We start from the raw sequence: 26,085 nt of genomic DNA, 5'->3' as shown, positions 1-26,085 counted from the left end.
CAAACAAGCAAGAATAGGAAGGTGGTTCACATGACATTACAAGTTCCAACAATATTAATTGGTTTAGGTGGAATCGGTAGTACTGTGACGCATCAAATATATGAAAAATTACCTGAAGAGCGCCGGAAAAAGGTAGCAATGCACGTATTTGATACAGATGTGAATACATTGAGTAAATTTGATCATATTCGAAAGTTTAAGACACAAACGAGTTCTAGTAAAACGCCCAGGGAGTATATTGCAGGAGATCCAACAATCCCAGAGTGGTTTCCGATGGATCCGACTATACTTGATAAACCATTAACAGAAGGAGCAGGACAGTTACGCGTCATTTCACGTTTAGCGTTACGTGCTGCGATGAAAGAAGATAAATTAACGTCCTTTTGGCAAGAAATTGAGAAAATTTTTCCGGTTACAAGTGATCAAACAGAATATGGTGTGCGTGTCATTATAGTAACATCACTAGCAGGCGGAACAGGTTCGGGGATGTTTCTGCAAATTGCATTATATTTACGTGAAATGCTTCGGAAAAAATTGCAGCATCATAACATTTTAATACGCGGTGCGTTTTTAATGCCGGATGTTTTAGTAAAGACGAGAACAGTTAGTGCGAAAGAGTTTGAAACGGTGCAAGCGAACGGCTATGCATCGTTAAAAGAATTACATGCTATTACGCTCGGTTCTACTGGAGAATTATCAAAACGCGGCGGTGTAACAATTGAATTAGAGTATCGCCCTGATCAAGTAGATGAAGACGGAAGAACGAATCATACAATTAAACAACATCATTTACCGTACAATTATTGTTTCTTATACGATTATGAAAACCTACATGGACACCATTTACACAATTTATCAGATTATATGGAACAGATGGCAAATACAATTTATTTACAGTTATTTAGCCCGATGTCCACAAGTCATTTTGCACAGGAAGACAATCAAATTCAGCAATTAGCAGAATCAAGCGGAAAAGGGCGATATTGCGGGGCAGGAACGGCAAAACTCATTTATCCATATGAACATGTGTTAAAATATTGTGCTTTAAAATGGGCGGTGCAAGGTTTAGATGAATCGTGGCTTCATTTAGATCAACTGTTTCAAGAGAAGAAGCAAAGATACGATCAAGATGTAAAACGTGGGATGCAACGTGAAAAGCCGGAGAGAGGTAAAAGTTATTTAGAGGACTTGGAGCATCTTGCTACCCGTCCAGAGCAAGCTCATATTTTCTATAGACAAATGTACAATGAAACACGTGAAGGAGCAGAGGGTGGTAAGATCGGAGTTGCGAAATCAAAACTGTTTTTAGAAGCTGTAGAAAGTTATGTACAACGAACGGTGCAAAAAGATGAGGAATTAAATCGTCTGCAACATGAGTGTAAAATTTCAGCTGCGAAACTGAAAATGATGGAACAAATGAAAGGTGAAGTGGCAAGAGTGGATCATGCGGTTCGTTTATATGCGTATGCAATTCCGAGCCGTGTACATGAACATGTAACGACACTTTTATATGACATGATTGAATCAGACCGCTTTTCACCAAGTGGTTCTGAAGGGCAGTCCTATCAATTAAATACATGGTTTTTAAAGAAAACAGATCCAGTTCACCCAGTAGCAGCACGTTTTATGTTATATGAAATTCGAAAGCAGTTAGTGGAAAAAATGAATCGACTACATGAAAATAATGAACAAAAGCGTAATGTAATTCAAAACTACGATAAAAAATTTAATGTGGGTAATATCGATGGAACGGTAACAGCTGTACGCCGAGTAGAAATTGCTCAACAACAAGGCTGGTTTGGAAAAATGATTAATAATCAGCAACGTTTATTCAAAAGAGAATTTGAAGACATCATAACGCAATATGTACACAAATTAAATGAATATCGAAAAGAAATGCTATTAGAACTTGTATATCAATCGCTATATCAAGCAGTTAATAAAATGATTCAATATTGGGAAAGATTTTTTGATAATTTACATGAAACACGTGAAAATTTACTGTTTGAAATCCAAAAGCGCAGTAAGGAATTTGAAGGGAAAACAAACCCGACGAATGTATATGTATTAGCTGAGGAACAGCTGCAAGAAAAGATATGGCAAGATATGCAGCAACATTTAAATTTAGGTGTACTACCGAAAGATATATCAGCGGAAATTTATATGAGTTTGTACGGTGAATATTGTCGTGATGCGAAAACAGAAGAGATTCAGTCGAAAAAGGTAGAGGATTTCTACCGAGAACATATACTGAGCTATTGTTATGACGAACTGCAAGTACGCTATCGTGATAAATTAGAACTGAATATCATTGAAGCGTTGCGAAAAGAAGCAGATTATAAGAAACGTGATCGCGATGAATACGTTCGTGAAAAAATTGAAGACCTGTTCCATTTAGCGAGTCCATTCGTTCCGAAAGTTGCTCATCATAGGGAATTACAATATTGGGGTATACATCCTTCTTTAAAGAAAGAGCTGCAAGAGGAATTAATTCAAGAAATGTTTAAAGAAAAAGATACAGTACATGAAGCCTTTTCGCCATTTGAAGTAATCTGTTATCGAGCGCATTACGGCTTATCGCTGCAAGATTTTCCTAAATTATCATCAGGACATATTTCAAACGGATTTATGAATGATAAAGGTGACTATTTCCAATCGTATTATCGCCGTGTAAATAAATTAAATAGTAAAAAATCTAGTTTAACGCCGCATTTAGATAAGTATTGGCACTTACCAGCCTTTATGCCAGATTTAAACGCGACTCAAACAAAATTAGATTATGATAAATGTAATCGTGCATTACTATACGCATATATGTATCGCTGGATTAGTTTAGTTGCTGTTGATGGACAATTTGTGTATCAATATAACGGTGTAGGACGTAGCTTTTTAATTCAGTCGATGGGGAAAAATATTTCAAGCGAAAGTTATAAATTACACAGAGCATTGCTTCATAATCCGTTTATTTATGAAAACATCTTGTCACGATTTGAAGAAGAGCAAGAAAAGGCGATGATACAAGGTGGACATTTATATACACATCCGTTCGTATTAGGAGCCCAAGATGTAAGATGGCTTAGAAAAGAACATGTCCACAATCTTTTAGATATGATTTTAATGTATGACCGTGAAGCGAAGTATGATCCGACATTAGAAGAAACATCAGATGAATTATTAAGACTATTCCTCGATGAAATCGAGTTGTATTTCCAGAACTATTACGGTACAGGTGCCGATATGGTGGCAAAGAAAGAGAAAGAAATGTTTATTAAACAATTGTGGGATCGCTCGCATGCAAAAGGATATGTAGATCCAAATAGCGCTCCGTATAAAAAATGGCAAAATTTATTAAGTGTTCAAGATGAAGAAGAAACGCCAAAAACGAATGTATAATGAATGAAAAGGGAATCCTTAAAAGTGGCAATACAACTTTAGAAAAGAGGGATTCTGATGCCGTTTTTAGGAAGTGTATATCAAATATTTGGATTGTATCCAGAAATTTATTATGGAATGATTTCAGCTGAACTTGCAGAGCAGCAAGGATTGGAACAAGCGGAAAACGAAGAACCAGAAACAGAAGTATAACTGTATAGGAAGCTTCAAAATAAAAATGATAATACGCTACTTGCTCTTTAGACGTATGAGAGCAAGTAGCGTGTTTTTTCTATTTAATAATCCCATTTTCTAAAATTTTAATAGTTGGTGCCACTTTCACATTAGCTTTTGAAAAGGCACTTGGCCAATCATCTTCAACTTCTTTCCATTCTTTATAGCGAAATGCTCTCGCATAATCACCAAATCCGAATGGATCGAGTTGCTGTTTCTGAATTTTGTGGATTAATTCGTTTAAATCTTTGTTTAGTTGTTTTGTAATAAGAGAAGTTAATTTTTTTCTATCACTATCTATATCCATGTTGAATGTAAGTTCAGATACGGCAATTTTTAAATCCATTTTAATATTAAATTTGAATCGGTTATCGCTATAGTCTGTACCGATATCATGATTCATACTAAGAACGTTTATTGTTATAAAATCGTTGCCCTTTGTATCTTTTAGATGGCTATTACTTTCAACTAAATTAGAGGGGATTTTCATTGTAAGTGAAACGGGTATATTAGCTTTCTTTTGCACCATAAGAAGAAGGGCACTTTCATAGCGAGTTAAAGACATCTTATAAGCTCCACGAGAGGTTAATAGTGCCGAACCAGTAACAATAACATCTTTCTTCCCTTTTTTTATTTCTGAAATAGCAGGAGTTACCCCTTTATTAAAAGTTTGTCTATGAAATTCATGGAATGTCGTAAACACGGTCCGATTGTATAGTTTGTTCGTATTAATTAAATCTGTTAAATATTCAGGAAGAGCAGGCTTATCTTTGAAATTATTATATATAACAGAAGAAACGGGGCCATCTACTGCAACCATGCGCATATTTCCTGTATTTTTAGGATCGCGATACCAAACATCCAGATAAGGCATAGCTCCTTCTTGTTTTAAAAAATTCGTGCTAAACAATATGAGCTGTAACTTTTCTGTGGACACTAAACCGCTGCTTGAACTGTTAAACGTATCTTTTGCTTCTCGGGGTGTATGTACTTTCGCTTCATGAATTTCGTACTTTTTCTCTACATCTTCATTAAAAATAGGATTTACGTGATACACAATTAATTTTCCTTTTGCTTTTGCGTCAAAACCGTAAATTAATGAGATGGATTGTTTTTCTAAATCAAGCCGATCTTCACAACCTGCTAAAAAATTATGAGAAAACAAAATATAATAAAACGAATAAAGCGTCTCATTTAAACTTTTCTCCTTTTCCAATGCTGATAAAGTGTCATGTATAAGAGAAATACAATCGGGAATAGAAAAACAATAAAATAACTAGCAGTTCCCCAAAATTCCCGCAACGCACTTATCTGATAAGAAGAAGGGATATAAAAGAATAAGATGAAAATACACCCGAATAATAAAAAATAAATAGGTAATGAACTCCCTTTTTTGTTAAGTAATTGATTAATTCCATCTGAAGCAGTGAAAATATAAGGAATACAGGAATCAAAAATAATAAAGAGATAAAATGATAAAAAGATAACTTCAAATCGCTCAAGAAATGAGAAGTGAAACGGTGTAACAAGAGAAAGAGTCGGCCATAAAAACTTTGTTATACCATCTGGACTAAAATAAATAAAAGAAACGAACGTGATTTGAAGATAAATAAATAACGTAATAAAATTCGCAATAATAATTCCTTTTTTTGCAGATGCTTTGTTAGTTAAATAAGGATAAAGGACAAATGCAAACTCGAATCCGAGAAACGCAATGATAGTTGATTTCACGGTGTTTAGAATTGGTAGCCATCCTTCCTTGATGAGAGGAAGAAGATATATAAAATGCCCATCTTTAAGAGGAATAAATAATAATAATGGCATCCAAAGTGTAAAGATGACAGTAAAAACAGCAAAGCGACTAATAATAAGTGCCCCTTTACATGCAAGCATAAGCATTGGAATGGATAACAAAATCATAATTAAAGACATAGGAGATCTAGGTAAAATCCAAATATGAATAACGTATAAGAGGGAAAAAATTAAGGAAACAGCTGCGAGTACAGCATATAAAATCCAAAAAATCATTACTACTCTTCCTAGCCATTTTCCAAGATAACGTATCAGCACATCAAGTAAAGTATATCCTGGATGTTTTTCCATGATTTTTACAATACATAGACTGACTAAAGTGGTAATGACACATCCGATAATAATAGACATCCAGCCATCTGTATTCGCTCCTTGTGCAACTTCACGCGGAAGTGTAAGTACGCCGAACCCGACTTGAACACCACTAATAGTTAAAATGTATTGAAATAAAGTGATCTCCCTCTTTGCACGTTTTGTCACTTATTCTCCTCCTTTTCCTCAACATCTCTTTGCCGGTTATCTTGTTTTAATTGTAGAGATAGTGGCCGTTTCTTCATAATTTTCCATGGGAAACGTACAAGGGTATCTTTTAAATCCGAAGCATATGACGGAGAAAAAGGACTACCATATGGCACACCAAGTGATTCCATAGAAAGAATATGGATGATAATAATTGCCATTCCAACCATAATTCCAATGACGCCAAATAAAGAGGCGGCTATCATCATTGGGAATCGAAGAAGCCGAATTCCTGCTGACATTTCTAAGTTGGGAATAATGAAAGAGGCAACCGCAGTAATTGATACGACGATAACCATAACGTTACTAACAATCCCAGCTTGAACCGCAGCTTGTCCAATTACAATTCCTCCTACGACGCCGATTGTTTGTCCAACAGGTCCAGGGAGCCGAATCGCTGCTTCTCGGAGCATTTCGAGAACTAATTCCATTAATAAAGCTTCTAATATGGGGGGGAAAGGAATTTTGGCTCGAGATTCTCCAATCGTTAACAACAATTTGAGCGGAATCACTTCATAATGGAAGGAAATCATAGCAATATAAAGAGCAGGAGCAAATATTGCAATAAATAGCCCAGTGAAACGAAGGAGTCGTATAAAAGATGGAATCATAGGTCTGAAGCTGTAATCATCTATCGTCTGGAAAAAGGATGAAAAGGTCATAGGTCCTATTAATACGCCTGGTGAGCGATCTACAATAACGGCAATTCGCCCATCTAGAATATGATGTGCTGTTGTGTCAGGACGTTCAGTTATTGATAATTGCGGAAAGAGAGTAAAGGAATTATCTTCAACAAACCCCTCTAATTCACCAGTAGTAAGAATCGCATCAACTTTTACTGACTCGATACGGGATGCCATTTCTTTTACGACATTTTCGTTCGCAACATCTGCTAGATAAAGCAAAAAAACCTTTGAAGTAGCTCGTTCACCAACAGTGAATTCCTTCACTTTCAATTCGCGATTTGGAATATATCGACGAATAAGTGCAAGGCTGTCGCTCGCTACGTCATTAAATCCTTCGTGTGAGCTTTTTATGGAGCTCTCTGTTGTAGGTTCTTCAATACTCCTTTTTGGTGCCGCTTGCGTATCAAGCTCTAAAGCGGATAGTTGCCCGTTTATAAATAAAATACTTTTGCCGTGTAAAAGAGATTGTTCAATGTCTGTCCACTGTTGAACTTTTTTTATATTTCCGATAGAAACAGAAGCTTCCCAAAAATCGTCTTCATTCCACTCTTTAAATAAGAGAGGACGAAGAATGTTTACGTTAATAACAGTTTTGTCTACAAGTCCTTCCATATATATAAGTGCAGCTTCCTGTCCGTTTTTTAATGGAAAAGTGCGTGTTATTAATTCTGGAATACCGCTAAACAGTTTGAACAAGTGCTTTAAATTAAGGGAAAGGGAAGAAGAGATAGATTTATTTAATGCGTAATCAGCTTGCTCTTGGGTAGAAAAAGATTTTTCACCACGAATCCATTTATTAAAAGACCCCATTTGTTCGCTTACTCCTTGTTATGTTTTATATGGGTTATTATGGATAGTTACAAGCTGACATATGCGTAGTTTAAATTTTATATTGTATATTTTTAACTTTAACGCTATAATTATAGTGTTAAAGATGGAATCGTGATATGACCTGTTATGACTCTATCGTTTTATTTATGAATAAATGGATTGGTATTTTAGCAAGATGTGCTAATAAACTACTCCACCATGATAATAACGTGCCGAAATGTGGTGCGTATATTTTCGTGGTGGAGTTTTTTTATTCTCAAAAAGGGGGAAAGACCATGAATAACAACATGGTTCATATTACAATTGACGGAAAAAAGTATACAGCGGAGCCCGGTTCAACGATATTAGGTGTTATTAATGAGAACGGGATTGAACATCCGCAAATTTGTTATGTGCCAGAGGTAGATCCTATTCAAACATGTGACACTTGTATTGTAGAAGTTGACGGAAAGTTAATGCGTTCTTGTTCGACGATAGCAACGAAAGGTATGAGCATTGAACGTGCTTCTGTTCGCGCAAAAGAAGCACAAACAGAGGCGATAGATCGGTTACTAGAAAATCATTTATTATACTGTACAGTATGTGACAACAACAATGGGAACTGTAAACTGCATAATACAGCAGAATTAATGGAAATTGAACATCAAAAATATCCGTATGAACCGAAAGTAGATGTAAGTGAAGTTGATATGACGCATCCGTTTTATCGCTATGATCCTAATCAATGTATTGCATGCGGTCAATGCGTTGAGGTGTGTCAAAACTTACAAGTAAATGAAACGTTATCGATAGACTGGGAAGCGGAACGCCCACGAGTTATTTGGGATGAAGGAGTAAATATTAATGATTCTTCATGCGTTAGCTGTGGTCAATGTGTAACGATTTGTCCTTGTAACGCTTTAATGGAGAAAACGATGCTCGGTGAAGCTGGATTTATGACGGGATTGAAACCAGATATTCTTGAACCGATGGTAGATTTAATTAAAGAAGTTGAGCCTGGATATAGCGGTATTTTTGCGGTATCAGAAGTGGAAGCGGCCATGCGTGATACTCGTACGAAGAAAACGAAAACAGTATGTACATTTTGTGGTGTAGGTTGTTCGTTTGAAGTGTGGACGAAGGGGCGTAAAATCCTTAAAGTACAGCCATCTTCAGATGCACCAGTTAACGCAATTTCCACTTGTGTAAAAGGGAAATTTGGTTGGGATTTCGTAAATTCTAAAGAACGAATAACAAAACCTTTAATTCGTAAAAATGGAACGTTTGTTGAATCTACATGGGAAGAAGCACTGAATGTAGTTGCAAATAAATTAGGTGCTATTAAAGAAGAGTACGGTAAAGGTTCTATCGGATTTATTTCTTCCTCTAAAATTACAAATGAAGACAATTATGTAATTCAAAAATTAGCTCGACAAGTATTTGGAACGAATAATATTGATAACTGCTCACGTTATTGCCAATCACCAGCAACGGATGGTTTGTTCCGTACAATTGGTATGGGCGGTGATGCCGGAACGATTAAAGATATTGCGCAATCTGGTCTTGTTATTATTGTAGGATGTAATCCGACAGAAGGGCATCCTGTTCTAGCTACACGTATTAAACGTGCACATAAATTACACGGACAAAAGTTAATTGTAGCTGATCTTCGTAAAACCGAAATGGCAGAGCGATCAGATGTCTTTATTAGTCCAAAACAAGGAACAGATCAAGTTTGGTTAATGGCTGTTACGAAATATATGATCGATCAAGGTTGGCATGATCAGGAATTTATTAATGAGAATGTAAACTTCTTTGAAGATTTCAAAGAAAGCCTAGAAGAATATACACTTGAATATGCAGAAGAAGTAACAGGTATTTCAAAAGAAACACTTATTCAAATGGCTGAAATGATTCGTGATGCAGATGGTACATGTATCCTTTGGGGTATGGGGGTAACGCAAAATACAGGTGGTTCTGATACTTCCGCTGCAATTTCAAACTTACTTCTTGCAACAGGGAACTATCGTCGTCCAGGAGCAGGTGCATACCCACTTCGAGGTCACAATAACGTACAAGGTGCTTGTGATATGGGGACTTTACCAGGATGGCTTCCAGGATATCAGCACGTTACTAACGAAATGGAACGTGCGAAATTTGAAACTGCTTACGGAGTGAAAATTGATAGTGAACCAGGTCTTAATAATATTGAAATGCTTCACGCAATTGACGAAGGAAAAATGAAAGCAATGTATCTTGTCGGAGAAGATATGGCTCTTGTAGATTCTAATGCAAATCATGTACATGAAGTGTTATCGAGCCTTGATTTCTTCGTTGTGCAAGATGTTTTCCTTTCTAAAACTGCTCAATATGCAGATGTTGTATTACCAGCAGCGCCATCTCTTGAGAAAGAAGGTACTTTCACAAATACAGAGCGCCGTGTCCAAAGATTATATCAAGTTCTTCCTACGCTAGGAGATGCGAAACCAGACTGGTGGATCGTCCAGGAAGTTGCGAATAAACTAGGTGCAAACTGGAATTATAGCCACCCAAGTGAAATCTTTGCTGAGATGGCAAGTTTATCACCATTGTTCTCGCAAGCGAACTATGAAGTGCTTGAAGGATGGAACAGTTTCCATTGGGGAAGTTTTGATGGAACGAATACACCACTTCTGTTCCAAGACGGATTTAACTTCCCAGATAAAAAAGCTCGTTTTGCGATTGCTGACTGGGTACGTCCAGCTGAATTTCCAGCTGAGTTTGACCTTCACATAAACAACGGTCGTATGCTTGAGCATTTCCATGAAGGGAATATGACAAATAAATCAACAGGTATTCAAACGAAAGTACCTGGTGTTTTCGTTGAAATCTCTCCAGACCTTGCAAAAGAACGTGGCGTAAAAACAGGTTCGTTAGTTCGTCTTGTCTCTCCTTTTGGAGCATTAAAATTACGTGCACTCGTTACAGATCGTGTAAAAGCGAATGAGTTATATTTACCGATGAACTCTACAGATAACGAAACGGCAATTAATTTCTTAACAGGTCCTGCTGTGGATGTACGTACGAATACACCTGCGTATAAACAAACGAAAGTACGTATGGAAGTATTAGAAGTTGAGGGCGAAAATCCGATGCCAAAAGCGAACCCACGTAATAAAAAACGTCACCCTCAAGCTGGAATTGAGGTACATCGTAAGTGGGCACGTCCAGGGTATGTGCATTTAACGGATAAGTAGGAGGAGAAAACTATGGCTGCACCTATAAAAATGATTCAAAAACAAGAATTAACTGAGGAAGAAATAAAACAGCAAAAGTTAGATGATTTAAAAGAGCTTCTAACTAATAATGAAGAAGCTCTAAATCAGATGTTTAATATAGTAGGGGAATTAAATGACATTGGAATGCTAGAAGCTGCAAATTCAATGCTAAAAGCGAAAGAACCAATTGCGAAAATTGTTCTAGGTCAAGTAACTCGTGAGCCTGTTACAAATTTAATTAATAATATGATGGGTGCTGCAGGTGCGTTAACTGAACTTGACCCAGAACTTACGAAAAAGCTTATAGGTAGTTTATTAGTCGGACTAGAAGAAGGTAATGAACATCTAGAAAGTAATAAAAAAGTAGGGGTATTCGATCTTATGAAAGTATTGAAAGACCCAGATATTAACCGTGCTATCGGGTTTGGGCTTCATTTCTTAAAAGGTATGGGTAAAGGGTTAAAAGACGAATAAACTTCATGAAGTGAACCTTTCCGCCCAAATATTTGTACGAAATAGTTTGGGCGGAAGGCTCATTTTGGTAAAATATATAATAAAGTAAAATGAGGCTTTTGGGAGGTATAATTGTATGTCAAAAAAAGTACATGAATTTAATGATATGATACGAAAACTTCGAAAGGAACTTTTTGGAAAAGGACCAGAACGAATTCATACTGTTTTTGCGGAAAATATGGCTATAGCGACTCTTTATGGAAACTTAACACCTACTGAAAAATTTATTTCAAGTACGATGGACGGTGCGGAAATGGTTCATATGGCTAGAACGAAAATGATTCAAGAAGTGTATGCTGCGAATTCCCGTGAACATTTGGAGGAACTTGTTGGAGCGAAATTAGTGAATTTGTTTTCGGATATGAAAGTAGAAGAAGATATTGCAGTTTCTGTATTTGTTTTTGATAAAAATATAACGTGAGAGAAGGATACTGATCGTGAAACCGATACAGGTAGAAAGAGAAATCTTTCGTTATGAACAAGGAGCATTTAAGCATATAGAGGACAGCATTGTAACAGAGTTTCCTGTCACCATTAAAATGAACGGACAGGAGTTTGTTACAATGGTTAGTACTCCAGAATATATAGAAGATATGGTAATAGGCTTCTTAGCGTCTGAAGGAATCATTCGGAAGTATGAAGATATTGATAGTGTATGGGTGCAGGAGAAAGAAGGATTTGTGCATGTAATAACGACAAAAGTAAATCCGTATTATGAACAAATGCAAAATAAACGCTATATTACGTCTTGTTGTGGTATGAGTAGGCAAGGGTTTGTTTTTGCAAATGATGCACTAAGTGCAAAAAAAATGAAGGGTGTCCATGTACAGGTTGCTGCAGAGGATTGTTTTCGGTTAATGAAAGAAATGCAGCAATCTGCGGATACGTTTCATCATACTGGTGGGGTTCATAATGCAGCTTTATGTGATGTGAATGGTATTATTTTAAGTCGAATGGATATTGGTAGGCATAATGCATTAGACAAAATTTACGGTTATTGTTTAAGAAACGATATTTCTATAAAAGATAAAATCATTGTTTTTAGTGGTCGTATTTCTTCGGAAATATTATTGAAAGTTGCAAAAATCGGTTGTGAAATTATACTATCAAAATCAGCTCCAACTGAGTTAGCTTTGCAACTAGCGGAAGATTTAGGTATTACGACAATAGGATTTATTCGTAATCACTCCTTAAATGTATATACCCATCCAGAACGTGTTTTAAATATAAAATAAAAGTGAGGCAATGAAGATGAAATCAGTTACATTAGACAAGTTGCAACGTCCGTTAAAGGATTTACGTATTTCAGTTACTGATCGCTGTAATTTTCGCTGTCGATATTGTATGCCAGAAGAAATATTTGGTCCTGATTACTCGTTTTTGTCTAATGATAAAATTTTATCTTTTGATGAAATTGAAAGGATAACACGTATTTTCGTTTCTTTAGGTGTGAGAAAATTACGGATTACGGGCGGAGAACCGTTACTTCGAAGAGGGCTTCCAAAGCTTATTGAGCGCCTTAATAAAATTGATGGTGTAGAAGATATCGGTTTAACAACCAATGGATCGTTACTCAAAAAGTTTGCTCCTGATTTATATAAGGCGGGACTATCACGTGTAACAGTTAGCTTAGATTCCTTAGAAGAAGAGCGGTTTTTCTATTTAAATGGTAATAGGAGCAAAGTGCAAAGGGTTCTGGAAGGAATACAGGCTGCAGCTGAAGTTGGAATGAAAATTAAAATAAACATGGTCGTTCAAAAGGGAAAAAACGAACAGGACATTTTGCAGATGGCGCAATATTTTAAGGAAAATAAGCATATTCTTCGTTTTATTGAGTATATGGATGTTGGAAATTATAATGGTTGGGATTTAAAAGAGGTCGTCTCTAAACAAGAAATAGTAGATACGATTCATCAAGTTATGCCGTTAGAACGGATAGAAGCAAATTATTCTGGTGAAGTGGCTACTAGGTATCGTTATATAGGAAGCGATGAGGAAATAGGTATTATTTCATCAGTAACAGATTCTTTTTGCTCATCATGTACGAGAGCTCGTATTTCTGCAGAAGGAAAATTATATACTTGCTTATTTGCTTCTAAAGGAAATGATTTAAGAGAATTGCTTCGTTCTGAACATACAGATGAGGACATTACAGATGTAGTACGCGATATATGGAATAATAGGGAAGATCGTTATTCAGATGAACGCTTAAATCATACAAATAAGAAAACAATACCTAAAATTGAAATGTCACATATCGGTGGTTAATATATAAAGCTAGCTTCATAGTGAAAAATGGAAAATTTACAAGAGTTGTGGATTTTCTATTTTATAGTAAAAGTGATGATTGATATCTCTGTAAAAGATGTGCAGAGAAATTAAGCAGCATTCAAAAACCTTTATTTTGAGGAGGTTTTTTGAAGCTGCTTTTTTATTTGGAGAAAATGGAGGAATGGGTAATGGCATTTCATAAGCCGGAACAAATTGCTGAGCTTGTCATTGAGGCCGGTGTTCAAAAAGTAAGACAGACATTGCCAGCGATGCTTATTCTCGGTTTTTTAGGAGGAGCGTTTATTGCGATAGGTTTTTTACTTAACATTCGAGTTTTAGGGAATTTACCTGAGCGCTGGGGAAGTCTAGTGAATGTTTTAGGAGGAGCAGTATTTCCTGTTGGACTCATGCTCGTAGTATTAGCAGGAGGAGAATTAATTACGGGAAATATGATGTCACTGTCTATGGCGCTTTATGCAAAGAAAATTACATTGATAAGTGTACTGAATAACTGGGTTTGGATTACTCTTATGAATTTTATTGGGGCAATTTTCGTTGCGTATTGCTTTGGACATCTTGGCGGATTAACAGAGGGAGAGTATTTAAATAAAACGGTAGCGATAGCGGAAGGGAAGTTACATGAATCATTTGGGAGAACTTTGATTTTAGCAATTGGTTGTAATTGGCTCGTTTGTCTTGCTCTTTGGCTCGCTTACGGGACGAGTGATTTTGTCGGAAAAATCATCGGAATTTGGATTCCAATTATGGCATTTGTAGTGATTGGATTTCAGCAAGTAGTAGCAAATATGTTTGTCATTTCCGCTGTTATTTTTGCTGGTCATCTAACATGGATGGATCTGGCTAAAAATTTTGTTCCTGTTTTTATCGGAAATGTAATTGGAGGAGCTGGGTTTGTTGGTTTTGCTTACTTTGCTTGTTATCAGAAACAACATTCTAATATGAAATAGAGTTCTTGAGAGGAAGGGTATGTAATGGCTGATCGGTATTCACGACAACAGTTGTTCAAATCAATTGGGAGTAAAGGACAAGAAAAAATTCGAAATAAACATGTGTTAATTGTAGGGGCAGGCGCATTAGGAAGTGCAAGTGCCGAAAGTTTCGTACGTGCAGGTGTTGGCAAGTTGACGATTATTGATCGTGACTACGTTGAATGGAGTAATTTACAAAGGCAACAATTGTACTCTGAACAAAATGCGAGAGAGAAAATGCCGAAAGCAATTGCTGCAAAAAATCGGCTAGAACAAATTAATTCGGAAGTACAAATACATGCTTTTGTAATGGATGCAACTTCAGAAAATATGGAAGGTCTATTAAAAAATGTAGATGTAATCATTGATGCAACAGATAATTTTGATATTCGATTTGTAATAAATGATTTATCACAAAAACATAATATTCCGTGGGTATATGGTTCTTGCGTTGGATCGTATGGTATGAGTTATACAATTATTCCACAAGAGACACCGTGTTTACATTGTATGCTTAAAAATATTCCTGTTACAGGTGTGACATGTGATACCGCTGGAATTATTAGCCCGACTGTTCAAATCGTCGCAGCATATCAAGTGGCAGAAGCACTCAAAATTTTAGTGGAAGATTTCTCAGCAATTAGAAAAACATTTTTCATGTTTGATATATGGAGTAATCAAAATCATTTTATAAAATTAGGGAAAATAAAAACAGACGCTTGTCTCTCATGCGGTTCAAATCGAACTTATCCTTATTTATCATACGAAAATCAAACGAAAGCAGCTGTTTTATGCGGAAGAAATACAGTTCAAATTAGAACAGTAGACAATAGGAAATACAATTTTGATGATATAGAAAAAGTATTACAAAAACTGGGGAAAGTAGATCGGAATCCGTATTTACTATCTTGCCAATTCGATGATTACCGCGTGGTTGTTTTTCGAGATGGTCGTGTTTTTATTCATGGTACAAATGATATTTCGAAAGCGAAACAACTATATTATCGCGTATTCGGTTAATAGAGAGGGTGTCAACAATGGAAAGAAGAGTGCCAATTACGGTTGAAGAAGCTGTTCGTAAAGTGATGGGATTTGCTGATAAAGGATTAAAGGAGCTATTACCAATTGAATTAGCTTATGGACGTATATTAGCAGAGGATTTAGTAGCTGACCATGATGTACCGTCATTTAATCGTTCGCCATATGACGGATTTGCTATTCGAGCAGAAGATACTAATTTAGCAAGATATGAAACGCCAATTGTATTTGAAGTAGTGGGTGAAATTGGTGCAGGATCGCTATTCCATGAGAAAGTAGCTCCGTTTCAAGCAGTTCGAATTATGACGGGAGCACAAATTCCGAATGGGTGTGATGCGGTTGTTATGTTAGAGCTGACTCGTCAATATGAGAAGAATGGCAACAATTATATGGAAGTGAAGCGATCATTCAAAAAGGGCGACAATATTTCTTTTCAAGGTGAAGATGCTCGTAAAGGAACGGTTCTTGCAAAGAAAGGATCGTACATTAATCCAGGTATTTCAGCTCTTCTTGCTACATTCGGTTATAGTGAAGTACCAGTTGCGAGAAAGCCTGTAATTGGACTGTTAGCGACTGGGAGTGAATTACTGGATGTTAATGATTCATTACAGCCAGGGAAAATCCGAAACAGTAATACGTACATGATATTGTCTCAAATTCGAAGAGCGGGCGGAAGAGTAAAATATTTTGGGAAGTTTAGTGATGATTTTAATACGTGTTTTACAGCTGTGAAAGAAGCGCTTGGCCAAGTAGATATGTTAATTACAACGGGCGGTGTATCAGTAGGAGATTATGATTATTTACCAGCTATTTACGAAAAGTTAGGTGCATCTGTTCTTTTTAATAAAGTTGCAATGCGACCAGGAAGTGTTACGACTGTAGCACAATTAAATGGCAAGTTATTATTTGGTTTATCAGGAAATCCATCAGCTTGTTACGTAGGGTTTGAATTATTCGTAAGACCGTGTATTCGGACGTATATGTTTAGTGAAAAAGTACATTTAAAAAGAGAAAAAGCGTTATTAGGAGAAGATTTTCTAAAACCGAATCCATTTATAAGATTTGTACGAGCAAAATTGCAATATGATGAGGGGAAATTAATCGCTTATCCATCAGGGTTTGATAAATCTAGCTCAGTTTCTTCATTGGCAGAATCCAACGCGTTTATCGTATTGCCGGGCGGGACAAGAGGATATAAAAAAGATATGTTTGTCGATGTTCTTTTATTAGAAGATAACGAAGGTAGTGAATGGCCTTGGACATTTCATAAAGTGAGAGGTGGTTTTAATGGAACAAGTGCTATTTGAGATTGTAGATAATCCGATTTTAGTTGAAGAAGTAACGAATAAAGTCGCAAGAAGAGAAGCAGGTGCGATTACAACATTTATTGGTACGGTGAGAGAATTAACAAAAGGAAAACGAACGCTACATTTAGAGTATGAAGCATATAAACCGATGGCAGTAAAACAACTTATGAGAATTGGAGAAGAAATTAGTGAAAGATGGCCGGATACAAAAGTAGCAATTACGCACCGTGTAGGGCGGCTAGAAATAATGGATATTGCGGTAGTCATTGCAGTTTCATCACCGCATCGTAAAGTAGCTTATGAAGCGAATGAGTACGCGATTGAACGTATAAAACGAATTGTTCCAATTTGGAAAAAAGAATTTTGGGAAGATGGAACGATGTGGATTGGAGATCAACTTGAAAATACACCATATCCAGAAGGAAAACCAAAGAAGGAAGAATGAGAAAATGATTATAATTTTATTGTTTGCAAATTTGCGTGAGGAAGTTGGATCGGATCGATTAGTGATTTCAGAAAAGCAAGAAATGACAGTGCAACAATTAAAAGAATGGCTCAAAGCCAGCTATTGTTTACAATCGTTGGATAAAGTGATGGTCGCTGTTAACGAAGAGTTTGTAATGAATGAAGAGATGATAAAAGCTGGAGATATAGTCGCATTAATCCCGCCTGTTAGCGGTGGATGATAAGCTTTTTCACCAGATGAAGCGCCAAGAAAATGTTGTATATAAATTAGAATAAGAGAAGGGATGAGTTCTATGCTTACTCAAGAACAAATAATGAATGCATTAAAACATGTAGAGGATCCAGAGTTACACAAAAGTGTTGTAGAATTAAATATGGTTAGAAATATACAAATGAACGGAACAGAGGTTAAACTTGAAGTAGTACTAACAATCCAAGGTTGTCCGTTAAAAGCAAAAATTCAACAAGATATTGAAGAATCACTTCACGCAATTGGTGCCTCTAAAGTGGAGGTAACATTTGGTTCTATGACACAAGAAGAACGTACAGCTTTAACAGAGAAATTAAAGAAAAATACTAGAACAGAAACTGGTATGCCGAGCATGCTTCGCCCGGATTCAGGAGTACGTTTTATTACTGTAACGAGCGGAAAAGGCGGAGTTGGAAAATCAACGGTGACAATTAATCTTGCAACTGCACTAGCGCGTATGGGCAAAAAAGTGGGGATATTAGATGCAGATATATATGGTTTTAGTATTCCAGCTATGATGGAAACGAATAAGAAACCAACGATGATTGATCAAACGGCAATTCCAGTCATTAGTCACGGTGTTAAAATCATGTCGATGGGATTTTTTACAGAAGGAAATAACCCAGTTATGTGGCGCGGACCGATGCTAAATAAATGGATTCAAAATTTTCTTGCGAATACGCACTGGGGAGAATTAGATTATTTATTACTTGATTTACCACCAGGTACAGGAGATGTTGCGATCGATGTTGCAGCGATGATTCCGCAAGCGAAAGAAATAATTGTTACAACTCCGCACAATGTAGCTTCATTCGTTGCTTCAAGAGTCGGTGTAATGGCAAAACATACGAAGCATGAGATTTTAGGTATTGTGGAAAATATGGCTTATTATGAAGAACAAGATGGATCGAAAAATTATCTCTTCGGAAAAGGCGGTGGCGAAATGCTTGCAGAACAATTGCAAACAGAAGTAATTGCCCAAATACCTTTTGCGAAACGTGAAGAAAATAATGGTTCATCTGTATATGATGAAGATTCTGTTGTTGGAGAAGTGTTTACATCGTTAGCTGAGGATATTATTTATAGAGGATAGAGGGGGAAGTTTAGTATGGCATGTAACATTGATCATTCTATTGAAGATGTGATGAATAAGCTTGAAAGTCAAAAGAGTTTTTTACCTGAAGAGATTTTTAAAGGGGTAAAAAATTTTTTACAAGGTAATCACTCACAAGAAATATTAAATGATGTATTTCATCTTTTAAAAAAGTATGACTTAGTAAGTGAAGAAGAAAGAGAGACGAGAGATACTCAATTATTGTTGATTATAAAATAAGTATACTTTGGCTTTTGTTTTGTAACTGAAGGGGTAAATGGAATGGATATGAAAAAGATGATTGAAATGATAGAAGCAACAAAAGTGACTAAAGAAGAATTATCAATTTCTACTTTACATCAAGAGCTTGTGAAGTTATATAGTCAAAAAAATGTTGCTCATTATACCGAGTTATTAAAGTATATTTTATCATTATCCGTGCAGCTCAACCTACATCTTGTATTGAAATATTTTGGCGTACGACCGGTTGTTGCGACAGATGAGCGTATGCAATTTCAAGAGATATTTAAATGCTTAGCTAAGAAAGATGAGAATGGGGAATGGTTTTTAAATTTCGTTTCTTTATATGTAGGGTTAATTATGGTTCTTCATTTTGATGAGAAGGAGATTGAGGGAAGTTTTTTCGATGATATGGTAGTGGATGAATGTAATGAAATATAAGATTCTGCACATAACATTTTTCAATATTAAATGCTTTAACTGCGATTTTAGTTGGTTATGTAAATATGAAGGTAACTAATTAAGAAAAAGGAATGAAACTAGTTGGATAAAAAGAGTTCTTCAGTTGTTTCCGTCGTTTTTTCGTGTTACTATTAATCGAATTTTTCATAAGGAGAGAAAGCGATGAAATGGATTTATTTTCTTATTATTAACGTTATAGCTTTTAGCCTTATGGGGCTTGATAAACGAAAAGCAAAGAAGAAACAGTGGAGAACGCCAGAAAGTACGTTGTTTTTATCGGCGACAGCTGGGGGAGCAGTTGGAGCTTGGATCGGAATGTATATGTTTCATCATAAAACTCATAAAAAGAAATTTGTTTTCGGCATACCGTTACTTGTTGTGATAACGGTATGTTTATTATTCGTTGTATGAGAAATGTCGAAAGAAATGCAGATTGATTATTGGTAAAGTGAGCATGTGAGACCGTATAATGGAGAAAAAATGAGAAGAGGAGAAAAAGGAAGATGGGGAGTCAATCAGCAGAGCAAAAAAAAGGGATACTATATGCGGCTGGTGCTTACACGATGTGGGGAATACTACCAATCTATTGGAAATGGGTTGAGGAAGTTCCAGCAGATGAAATATTAGCACACCGCATCGTTTGGGCGTTTGTTTTTATGTTACTCGTATTAGGTGTTACGAAGAGGTTTCGCCAGTTTATTGGGGAATTTGTGAATCTTTTTAAACGACCTAAATTATTAATGTCATTAACAATAGCTTCAGTCTTGATTAGCGGAAACTGGTTTGTTTACATATGGGCCGTTAATCATAATCATGTTATTGAAGCGAGTCTTGGCTATTATATTAATCCGCTTATTAGTATTTTACTTGGTACAGTCGTTTTAAAGGAAAAGTTAAACTTCTGGCAATATGTTGCAGTTGGTTTAGCTGGAGTGGGGGTTATCATTTTAACAGTACGTTTCGGATCTATTCCGTGGGTTTCTCTTTCACTTGCCTTTTCATTTGGATTATATGGATTAACGAAAAAATTGTTAAACTATGATGCGACAATTGGACTTACGATGGAAACGATGTTAGTGACGCCGTTTGCGATTATTTATCTAGTAATGACAGGAGTACATGGTTTCGGCTCATTTGGCTCTATCTCAATGTTATCGACATTACTATTAATAGGAGCGGGTATTGTTACAGCTCTACCACTTTTTTATTTTGCAAAAGGAGCCCAACTTATTCCGCTTTATATGGTAGGTTTTTTACAATATATTGCACCAACAATTAGCTTAATTTTAGGTGTATTCGTATTTGGTGAACATTTCACATCTACTCATATGATTGCATTTTTCTGTATATGGGTTGCATTATTTGTATTCTCGGTAGCGAAGACTAAGTTTTTAGTGCAGAAACAACCGAAATTTATAAAAAATAAATCAGCAAAAGTATCATAATGCGTAGTATTTTCTACGCATTTTTCTTTATACTGATACTATATAGGATTTCCATTATAGCTAGTAAGGAGCTGAGAACATGGAAACAATTTTACATAATGATCCGCTTATGGCAGCTGTAATTTCATGGTTTTTAGCACAATTAACGAAAGTAGTCTTTAAATTAGTTAAAACAGGTGAATTTGATTTTGCAAAGTTTTTTGCTTCAGGTGGGATGCCAAGTTCTCATGCTTCAACAGTTACAGCGCTTGCTACAGGAGTTGGAGTAGTGGAAGGTGTGGAAAGCTCGATGTTTGCGGTTGCTACTATTTTTGCCATTATTGTTATGTATGATGCTTCAGGAGTAAGGCTTGCAGTAAGTAAACAAGCAAAAATATTGAATGACTTTTTTCACGGTAGAGAAACAGAATATAAGAAGTTAAATGAACTTGTTGGGCATACACCGTATGAAGTAGTAGTCGGTGCTTTATTAGGAATTATTGTCGGAGTAGGGTATTGTTTATGAGCAGAACATTTTATATGTTCTGCTTTTCTTTGTTTTTATACATATTCAGCTACCTTTTTGAATATCGTTATACGGATTTCGAAAGGGTGGGTGAGTAACTTGTTATTATATGAAAAAGTGCATAAAGAAATAGCGAGAAGAACAACTGCACTTCAAACAATGCAACGGCAAGATGGTACGTGGCGGTTTTGTTTTGAAGGAGCGCCACTAACAGATTGTCATATGATTTTTTTATTAAAATTATTAGGTAGAGATAAAGAGATAGAACCGTTTGTAAAAAGATTAGCATCACTCCAAACAAATGAAGGAACATGGAAATTGTATGAAGATGAAGTGGGTGGTAATTTATCTGCTACAATTCAATCTTATGCTGCCTTACTTGCATCGGAAAAATATACAAAAGAAGATGCGAATATGAAGCGAGCGGAAATGTTTATAAATGAGCGCGGTGGGGTAGCACGTGCTCATTTTATGACGAAGTTTTTATTAGCGATTCATGGAGAATATGAATATCCTTCTCTTTTTCATTTGCCAACACCAATTATGTTTCTGCAGAATGATTCCCCTCTCAGTATATTTGAATTGAGTAGCTCAGCACGTATTCATTTAATTCCGATGATGTTGTGTTTAAATAAAAGATTTCGAGTAGGGAAAAAGTTATTGCCAAATTTAAATCACATTGCAGGCGGGGGCGGAGAATGGTTTCGAGAGGATCGGTCTCCAGTTTTTCAAACGTTAGTAAGTGACGTGAAGAAAATTATAACGTATCCACTTTCTTTGCATCATAAAGGATATGAGGAAGTAGAACGTTTTATGAAAGAGCGTATTGATGAAAATGGAACATTATATAGCTACGCAACTGCCTCGTTTTATATGATTTATGCTTTACTTGCATTAGGACATTCTATTCAATCACCAATTATTGAGAAGGCTATAATGGGAATTACATCTTATATATGGAAGATGGAGAGAGGGAGCCATTTGCAAAACTCTCCATCAACTATATGGGATACAGCTTTACTCAGTTATGCTTTGCAAGAAGCTCAAGTTCCGAAAGCAAGTAAAGTGATTCACAATGCATCAGCATATTTACTAAGAAAACAGCAAACGAAGAAAGTAGATTGGAGTGTACATGCACCGGATCTCTTTCCGGGTGGTTGGGGCTTTTCGGATGTGAATACGACGATTCCAGATATTGATGATACAACTGCTGTGTTAAGAGCGTTGGCGCGAAGTAGAGGGAACGAAAATGTAGATAATGCTTGGAAGCGAGCGGTTAATTGGGTTAAAGGATTGCAAAATAATGATGGTGGTTGGGGGGCTTTTGAAAAAGGGGTAACGAGCCGTATATTAGCAAATTTACCAATCGAAAATGCAAGTGATATGATTACAGATCCTTCTACACCAGATATTACAGGGAGAGTGCTAGAGTTTTTCGGGACGTATGCACAAAACGAATTGCCTGAGAAACAAAAACAAAGTGCGATAAATTGGTTAATGAATGCACAAGAGGAAAATGGATCGTGGTATGGGAAATGGGGAATTTGTTATATATATGGTACGTGGGCAGTGTTGACTGGTTTACGGTCACTAGGAATACCATCTAGCGATCCATCATTGAAACGAGCAGCTTTATGGCTTGAACATATACAGCATGAAGATGGTGGCTGGGGAGAATCTTGCCACAGTAGTGTGGAGAAAAGGTTCGTTACTTTACCATTTAGTACACCATCCCAAACAGCATGGGCTTTAGATGCCCTCATTTCTTACTATGATAAAGAAACGTCAGTTATTCGAAAAGGTATTTCATATTTGCTCTCCAACCCTTATATAAATGAAAAATATCCTACTGGAACAGGTTTACCAGGTGGGTTTTATATTCGTTATCATAGTTATGCTCATATATATCCGTTGCTTACTTTGGCTCATTATGCAAAAAAATATAGAAAATAAACCGAGAGATGTCTCTCGGTTTATTTTGTTGGGTAGTAGGTCCCTTTTGAAAAGAATAAGGTTGTGATGTACCTTATTTTTCGGTTGGTTGGCGCTTTTGACGTGCATCAGCGGCATTTGCACGTGCGTTTGCTTCTAAGTCATTGTGGTCAGCGAGTTCGCGAGAGAACTCAACATCAATGCCATCAGTTGCTTTGCTTTGTTTGAAATTCTTTTTATTCATTCGACACAATCTCCTTGCACTTTATCCCGCATAACGGGTAGTAAAACCCCCACCTTAAAACTCAGATGGAACAAAGAAGCTAGGTGGGAGATTAACTGTCCGTAAATGCCCGATTGGTGAGGGCTGATAATCAGTGGGGGATGAACAAACTTCCCACTAATTAAAGTTTCACTTTATGCGACGTTGCAAAGTTAGTTTGACACAAATAGACTTTTTTATACAAAGAGGAGTTGGAAAGTAAAAAGCCGAAATATACAGTATAAGTAATAGAAATGGGGGATAGGAATGGAGTTTTTAAATGGGAAAACAGCTGTTGTAACAGGAGCTGCACAGGGAATTGGAAAAGAGATTGCAAAGGTTTATGCAAAGCTAGGGGCGAAAGTATTAATTAGCGATGTAAATGAAGAGAAGCTACAAAAAACGACACGTGAGTTATCAGATGAAGGATATGAAGTGTGCTCATATCGATGTGATGTGAGTAATCAAAATGAAGCAAAGTCGTTAATTGAATATGCAGTTCAAAAATTTGGTACATTACATATTTTGGTGAATAATGCTGGAATTACAAGAGACGCAATGTTACATAAAATGGAGAAATCTGCTTGGGAACAAGTATTACAAGTGAATTTAACTGGTGTTTTTTATTGTATGCAACCAGCACTTCTTTATATGAGACAACAAGGATATGGAAGAATTATTAATATTTCTTCTATAAGTAGAGAGGGGAATATTGGACAGGCAAATTATGCTGCAACGAAAGCTGGAGTTGTAGGATTAACAAAAACAGCAGCGAAAGAAGTTGGGAGTTTCGGTATTACTTGTAATGCGATTTGTCCGGGGTTTATGGATACAGATATGACCAAAACGATACCAGATAAAGTGAAAGAAAAGATGGTTGGCGCTATTCCAGTTGGTAGAATTGGAACGCCAGAAGATATTGCGAACGCAGCAGCCTTTTTAGCATCAGAATACGCATCTTATATTACAGGTGAAGTATTAAATGTGAGCGGAGGACTGCAAGTTTAAAGGAATACATAATGAAAAGAACCTGACCGGATAGGTCAGGTTCTTTCTCATTAATTTAAGTTAAGCCAAACGCTCTTTACTTCTGTATAGTTATTTAATGCATAAGATCCCATTTCACGGCCAAGACCAGATTGTTTAAATCCTCCAAATGGAGATGCTGCATCAAACACGTTATAACAGTTTACCCACACTGTACCTGCACGTACTTTACTTGCAACATAGTGTGCTGTTTTAACATTTTCTGTCCACACACCAGCCGCTAAGCCGAATTGTGATTTATTTGCACGTTCAATTACTTCATCAATATCGTTAAATGGTATTGCAGAAATAACTGGACCGAAAATTTCTTCTTTTGCGATCGTCATTTCATCATTTACGTCAGCGAATACTGTAGGAGAAACGAAGTAGCCTTGATCGAATGGATTACTTCCTCCGCAAAGTACTTCAGCGCCTTCTTCAATCCCTTTTTCAATGTAGCCCATTACACGTTTTTGTTGTTCTTCAGAAACGAGAGGACCAATTGTCGTTTCAGGGTTAAGACCGACACCTTGATTTAGTTTTTTAGAATAGAGGACGAGATCAGCCATGACATTATCATACATTTTCTTCGGAACAAATAAGCGTGATCCAGCAGAGCATACTTGTCCTTGGTTAAACATAACACCAGAAAGTGCACCAGGAATCGCGCGAGATAAATCAGCATCCGGCAAGATGATATTTGGTGATTTACCGCCTAACTCAAGTGTAACGCGTTTTAATGATTCGGATGCTTGTCGCATAATTTGTTTACCGACAGGAGTAGAACCGGTAAATGCAATTTTATCAACGAGTGGATGATTAACGAGAGCTTGTCCAGCTGATTCACCGAATCCAGGTACGATATTAATAACACCTTTCGGGAATCCAGCTTCTTCAATTAATTCAGCTAAGTATAGAGCAGATAGTGGAGTTTGTTCTGCAGGTTTTAAAACGATTGTACATCCTGTAGCAAGCGCTGCTCCCATTTTCCACATTGCCATAAGAAGCGGGAAGTTCCAAGGAATAATTTGACCAACGACACCAACAGCTTCATGGCGTGTATAGTTAAAGTAATCACCGGAAACAGGAATTGTTTGACCAACGATTTTCGTAGCCCAGCCAGCGTAATAGCGCATATGCTCAATTGCAAGTGGGATGTCTGCTGCCATTGTTTCACGGATTGGCTTTCCGTTATCTAATGTTTCGAGCTGTGCAAGCTCTTCTTTATGTTCTTCCATTAAATCAGCTAACTTGTACATGAGACGGCTTCGCTCAGCAGTGCTCATACGAGACCAAGGACCTTCGTCAAAAGCCATACGAGCTGCGACTACAGCTTTATGAATATCTTCGCGACCAGCTTCAGAAACGACGGCAAGTGTTTCACCAGTTGCTGGGTTAGGTGTTTTAAATGTTTTACTGGAAGCGCTTTCAATGAAAGATCCATTCACATATAACTTTTTTGTACCTTGAAGAAACTTCGCTACCTTTTCATGAAGATTTACAGCTAGTTGACTCATTGTATAACCCCCTTGAAAATATAATGTAAACGCAGTACGAGACGGCGCTTATTCCGAAATCAAGGATGTGGAAACTAGAT

The 26,085-nt window shown here is 36.6% G+C and carries 24 protein-coding genes and 1 pseudogene; 20 read left to right on the top strand and 5 right to left on the bottom strand.

The features are described from left to right. Positions 1-30 precede the first annotated feature (30 nt). Together EBQ15_RS21505 and EBQ15_RS21500 are read left to right on the top strand one after the other, a co-directional pair. Positions 31-3,393, top strand: a complete 3,363-nt coding sequence (locus EBQ15_RS21505) for a tubulin-like doman-containing protein (RefSeq protein WP_000175105.1) — start codon at positions 31-33, stop codon at positions 3,391-3,393. 57 nt (positions 3,394-3,450) lie between these two features. Further along, on the top strand, positions 3,451-3,585 hold the full coding sequence (locus EBQ15_RS21500) for a hypothetical protein (RefSeq protein ID WP_001116174.1): 135 nt from the start codon (positions 3,451-3,453) through the stop codon (positions 3,583-3,585). Between the two features lie 79 nt (positions 3,586-3,664). On the opposite strand, the pseudogene EBQ15_RS21495 reads toward EBQ15_RS21500, so the two are convergent. The 3 genes and pseudogenes from EBQ15_RS21495 to EBQ15_RS21485 form a co-directional block, all read right to left on the bottom strand. Then, a pseudogene (locus EBQ15_RS21495) lies at positions 3,665-4,800 on the bottom strand (Ger(x)C family spore germination protein). Then, positions 4,801-5,898 carry an endospore germination permease gene (locus tag EBQ15_RS21490; RefSeq protein WP_000166528.1) on the bottom strand — a complete coding sequence of 366 codons (1,098 nt, stop codon included), beginning with the start codon at positions 5,896-5,898 and terminating at the stop codon, positions 4,801-4,803. Then, positions 5,895-7,433 carry a spore germination protein gene (locus EBQ15_RS21485; protein WP_000534513.1) on the bottom strand — a complete coding sequence of 513 codons (1,539 nt, stop codon included), beginning with the start codon at positions 7,431-7,433 and terminating at the stop codon, positions 5,895-5,897. The genes EBQ15_RS21490 and EBQ15_RS21485 overlap by 4 nt, the downstream gene beginning before the upstream one ends. A gap of 296 nt (positions 7,434-7,729) precedes the next feature. Between EBQ15_RS21485 and fdhF the strand changes: the two genes are divergently transcribed. From fdhF to EBQ15_RS21400, 17 genes are all read left to right on the top strand, one after another. Further along, positions 7,730-10,669 (top strand): formate dehydrogenase subunit alpha, encoded by a 2,940-nt coding sequence (fdhF, locus tag EBQ15_RS21480; protein WP_001063643.1) that lies wholly within the window; start codon positions 7,730-7,732, stop codon positions 10,667-10,669. A gap of 12 nt (positions 10,670-10,681) precedes the next feature. After that, positions 10,682-11,164 (top strand): helical membrane plugin domain-containing protein, encoded by a 483-nt coding sequence (locus tag EBQ15_RS21475; RefSeq protein ID WP_000729897.1) that lies wholly within the window; start codon positions 10,682-10,684, stop codon positions 11,162-11,164. Between the two features lie 115 nt (positions 11,165-11,279). Further along, positions 11,280-11,624, top strand: coding sequence for a Na-translocating system protein MpsC family protein (locus EBQ15_RS21470; protein ID WP_000039582.1), 345 nt, complete (start codon positions 11,280-11,282; stop codon positions 11,622-11,624). A gap of 16 nt (positions 11,625-11,640) precedes the next feature. Further along, positions 11,641-12,438, top strand: a complete 798-nt coding sequence (gene fdhD, locus EBQ15_RS21465; protein ID WP_000802684.1) for a formate dehydrogenase accessory sulfurtransferase FdhD — start codon at positions 11,641-11,643, stop codon at positions 12,436-12,438. A gap of 16 nt (positions 12,439-12,454) precedes the next feature. Next, entirely contained in the window at positions 12,455-13,471 is a 1,017-nt protein-coding gene (gene moaA, locus EBQ15_RS21460; RefSeq protein WP_000844124.1) for a GTP 3',8-cyclase MoaA, read from the top strand. A gap of 191 nt (positions 13,472-13,662) precedes the next feature. Further along, complete coding sequence (locus EBQ15_RS21455; RefSeq protein WP_000863998.1) at positions 13,663-14,442, top strand: formate channel; 780 nt, start codon at positions 13,663-13,665, stop codon at positions 14,440-14,442. 24 nt (positions 14,443-14,466) lie between these two features. Continuing rightward, the gene (locus EBQ15_RS21450; protein WP_000785277.1) at positions 14,467-15,483 is read left to right on the top strand and encodes a molybdopterin-synthase adenylyltransferase MoeB; all 1,017 of its coding nucleotides are present in this window, start codon (positions 14,467-14,469) and stop codon (positions 15,481-15,483) included. A 17-nt stretch (positions 15,484-15,500) separates the two neighbouring features. Further along, positions 15,501-16,808: a molybdopterin molybdotransferase MoeA gene (locus tag EBQ15_RS21445; protein ID WP_000442189.1), complete on the top strand. Its 1,308-nt coding sequence runs from the start codon at positions 15,501-15,503 to the stop codon at positions 16,806-16,808. After that, entirely contained in the window at positions 16,789-17,253 is a 465-nt protein-coding gene (moaE, locus tag EBQ15_RS21440; RefSeq protein ID WP_000438665.1) for a molybdopterin synthase catalytic subunit MoaE, read from the top strand. Before EBQ15_RS21445 ends, moaE begins: the two co-directional genes overlap by 20 nt. 4 nt (positions 17,254-17,257) lie before the next feature. After that, complete coding sequence (moaD, locus tag EBQ15_RS21435; protein ID WP_000583943.1) at positions 17,258-17,494, top strand: molybdopterin converting factor subunit 1; 237 nt, start codon at positions 17,258-17,260, stop codon at positions 17,492-17,494. Between the two features lie 72 nt (positions 17,495-17,566). Further along, positions 17,567-18,616 carry a P-loop NTPase gene (locus EBQ15_RS21430; protein WP_000957510.1) on the top strand — a complete coding sequence of 350 codons (1,050 nt, stop codon included), beginning with the start codon at positions 17,567-17,569 and terminating at the stop codon, positions 18,614-18,616. Positions 18,617-18,631: 15 nt separating this feature from the next. After that, the gene (locus EBQ15_RS21425) at positions 18,632-18,856 is read left to right on the top strand and encodes a hypothetical protein (protein WP_000752379.1); all 225 of its coding nucleotides are present in this window, start codon (positions 18,632-18,634) and stop codon (positions 18,854-18,856) included. A 42-nt stretch (positions 18,857-18,898) separates the two neighbouring features. Next, positions 18,899-19,297, top strand: coding sequence for a hypothetical protein (locus EBQ15_RS21420; RefSeq protein ID WP_000367288.1), 399 nt, complete (start codon positions 18,899-18,901; stop codon positions 19,295-19,297). Between the two features lie 183 nt (positions 19,298-19,480). Then, on the top strand, positions 19,481-19,729 hold the full coding sequence (locus tag EBQ15_RS21415; protein WP_000871352.1) for a DUF1294 domain-containing protein: 249 nt from the start codon (positions 19,481-19,483) through the stop codon (positions 19,727-19,729). Positions 19,730-19,821: 92 nt separating this feature from the next. After that, positions 19,822-20,763, top strand: a complete 942-nt coding sequence (gene rarD, locus EBQ15_RS21410; RefSeq protein WP_000535538.1) for an EamA family transporter RarD — start codon at positions 19,822-19,824, stop codon at positions 20,761-20,763. Between the two features lie 79 nt (positions 20,764-20,842). Beyond that, positions 20,843-21,268 (top strand): divergent PAP2 family protein, encoded by a 426-nt coding sequence (locus EBQ15_RS21405; protein ID WP_000447820.1) that lies wholly within the window; start codon positions 20,843-20,845, stop codon positions 21,266-21,268. Between the two features lie 99 nt (positions 21,269-21,367). Next, positions 21,368-23,221: a terpene cyclase/mutase family protein gene (locus EBQ15_RS21400; protein ID WP_000928165.1), complete on the top strand. Its 1,854-nt coding sequence runs from the start codon at positions 21,368-21,370 to the stop codon at positions 23,219-23,221. A 73-nt stretch (positions 23,222-23,294) separates the two neighbouring features. Here the strand turns inward: EBQ15_RS21400 and EBQ15_RS21395 are convergent, their stop codons facing one another. Next, positions 23,295-23,444 carry a YfhD family protein gene (locus EBQ15_RS21395; protein WP_001035813.1) on the bottom strand — a complete coding sequence of 50 codons (150 nt, stop codon included), beginning with the start codon at positions 23,442-23,444 and terminating at the stop codon, positions 23,295-23,297. Positions 23,445-23,729: 285 nt separating this feature from the next. Between EBQ15_RS21395 and fabG the strand changes: the two genes are divergently transcribed. Beyond that, positions 23,730-24,470 carry a 3-oxoacyl-ACP reductase FabG gene (gene fabG / locus EBQ15_RS21390; RefSeq protein ID WP_000395018.1) on the top strand — a complete coding sequence of 247 codons (741 nt, stop codon included), beginning with the start codon at positions 23,730-23,732 and terminating at the stop codon, positions 24,468-24,470. Positions 24,471-24,520: 50 nt separating this feature from the next. Here the strand turns inward: fabG and dhaS are convergent, their stop codons facing one another. Beyond that, a complete protein-coding gene (dhaS, locus tag EBQ15_RS21385; RefSeq protein WP_000080266.1) occupies positions 24,521-26,005 on the bottom strand; it encodes an aldehyde dehydrogenase DhaS in 1,485 nt (494 codons plus the stop codon). Positions 26,006-26,085 lie beyond the last annotated feature (80 nt).

The organism is Bacillus sp. 2D03 (assembly GCF_003946765.1).
In the GTDB taxonomy this organism is placed as follows: Bacteria; Bacillota; Bacilli; order Bacillales; family Bacillaceae_G; genus Bacillus_A; species Bacillus_A cereus.
The sequence above is the reverse complement of the archived record's forward strand: the minus strand, read 5'-3'. Positions and strand labels throughout refer to the sequence as shown.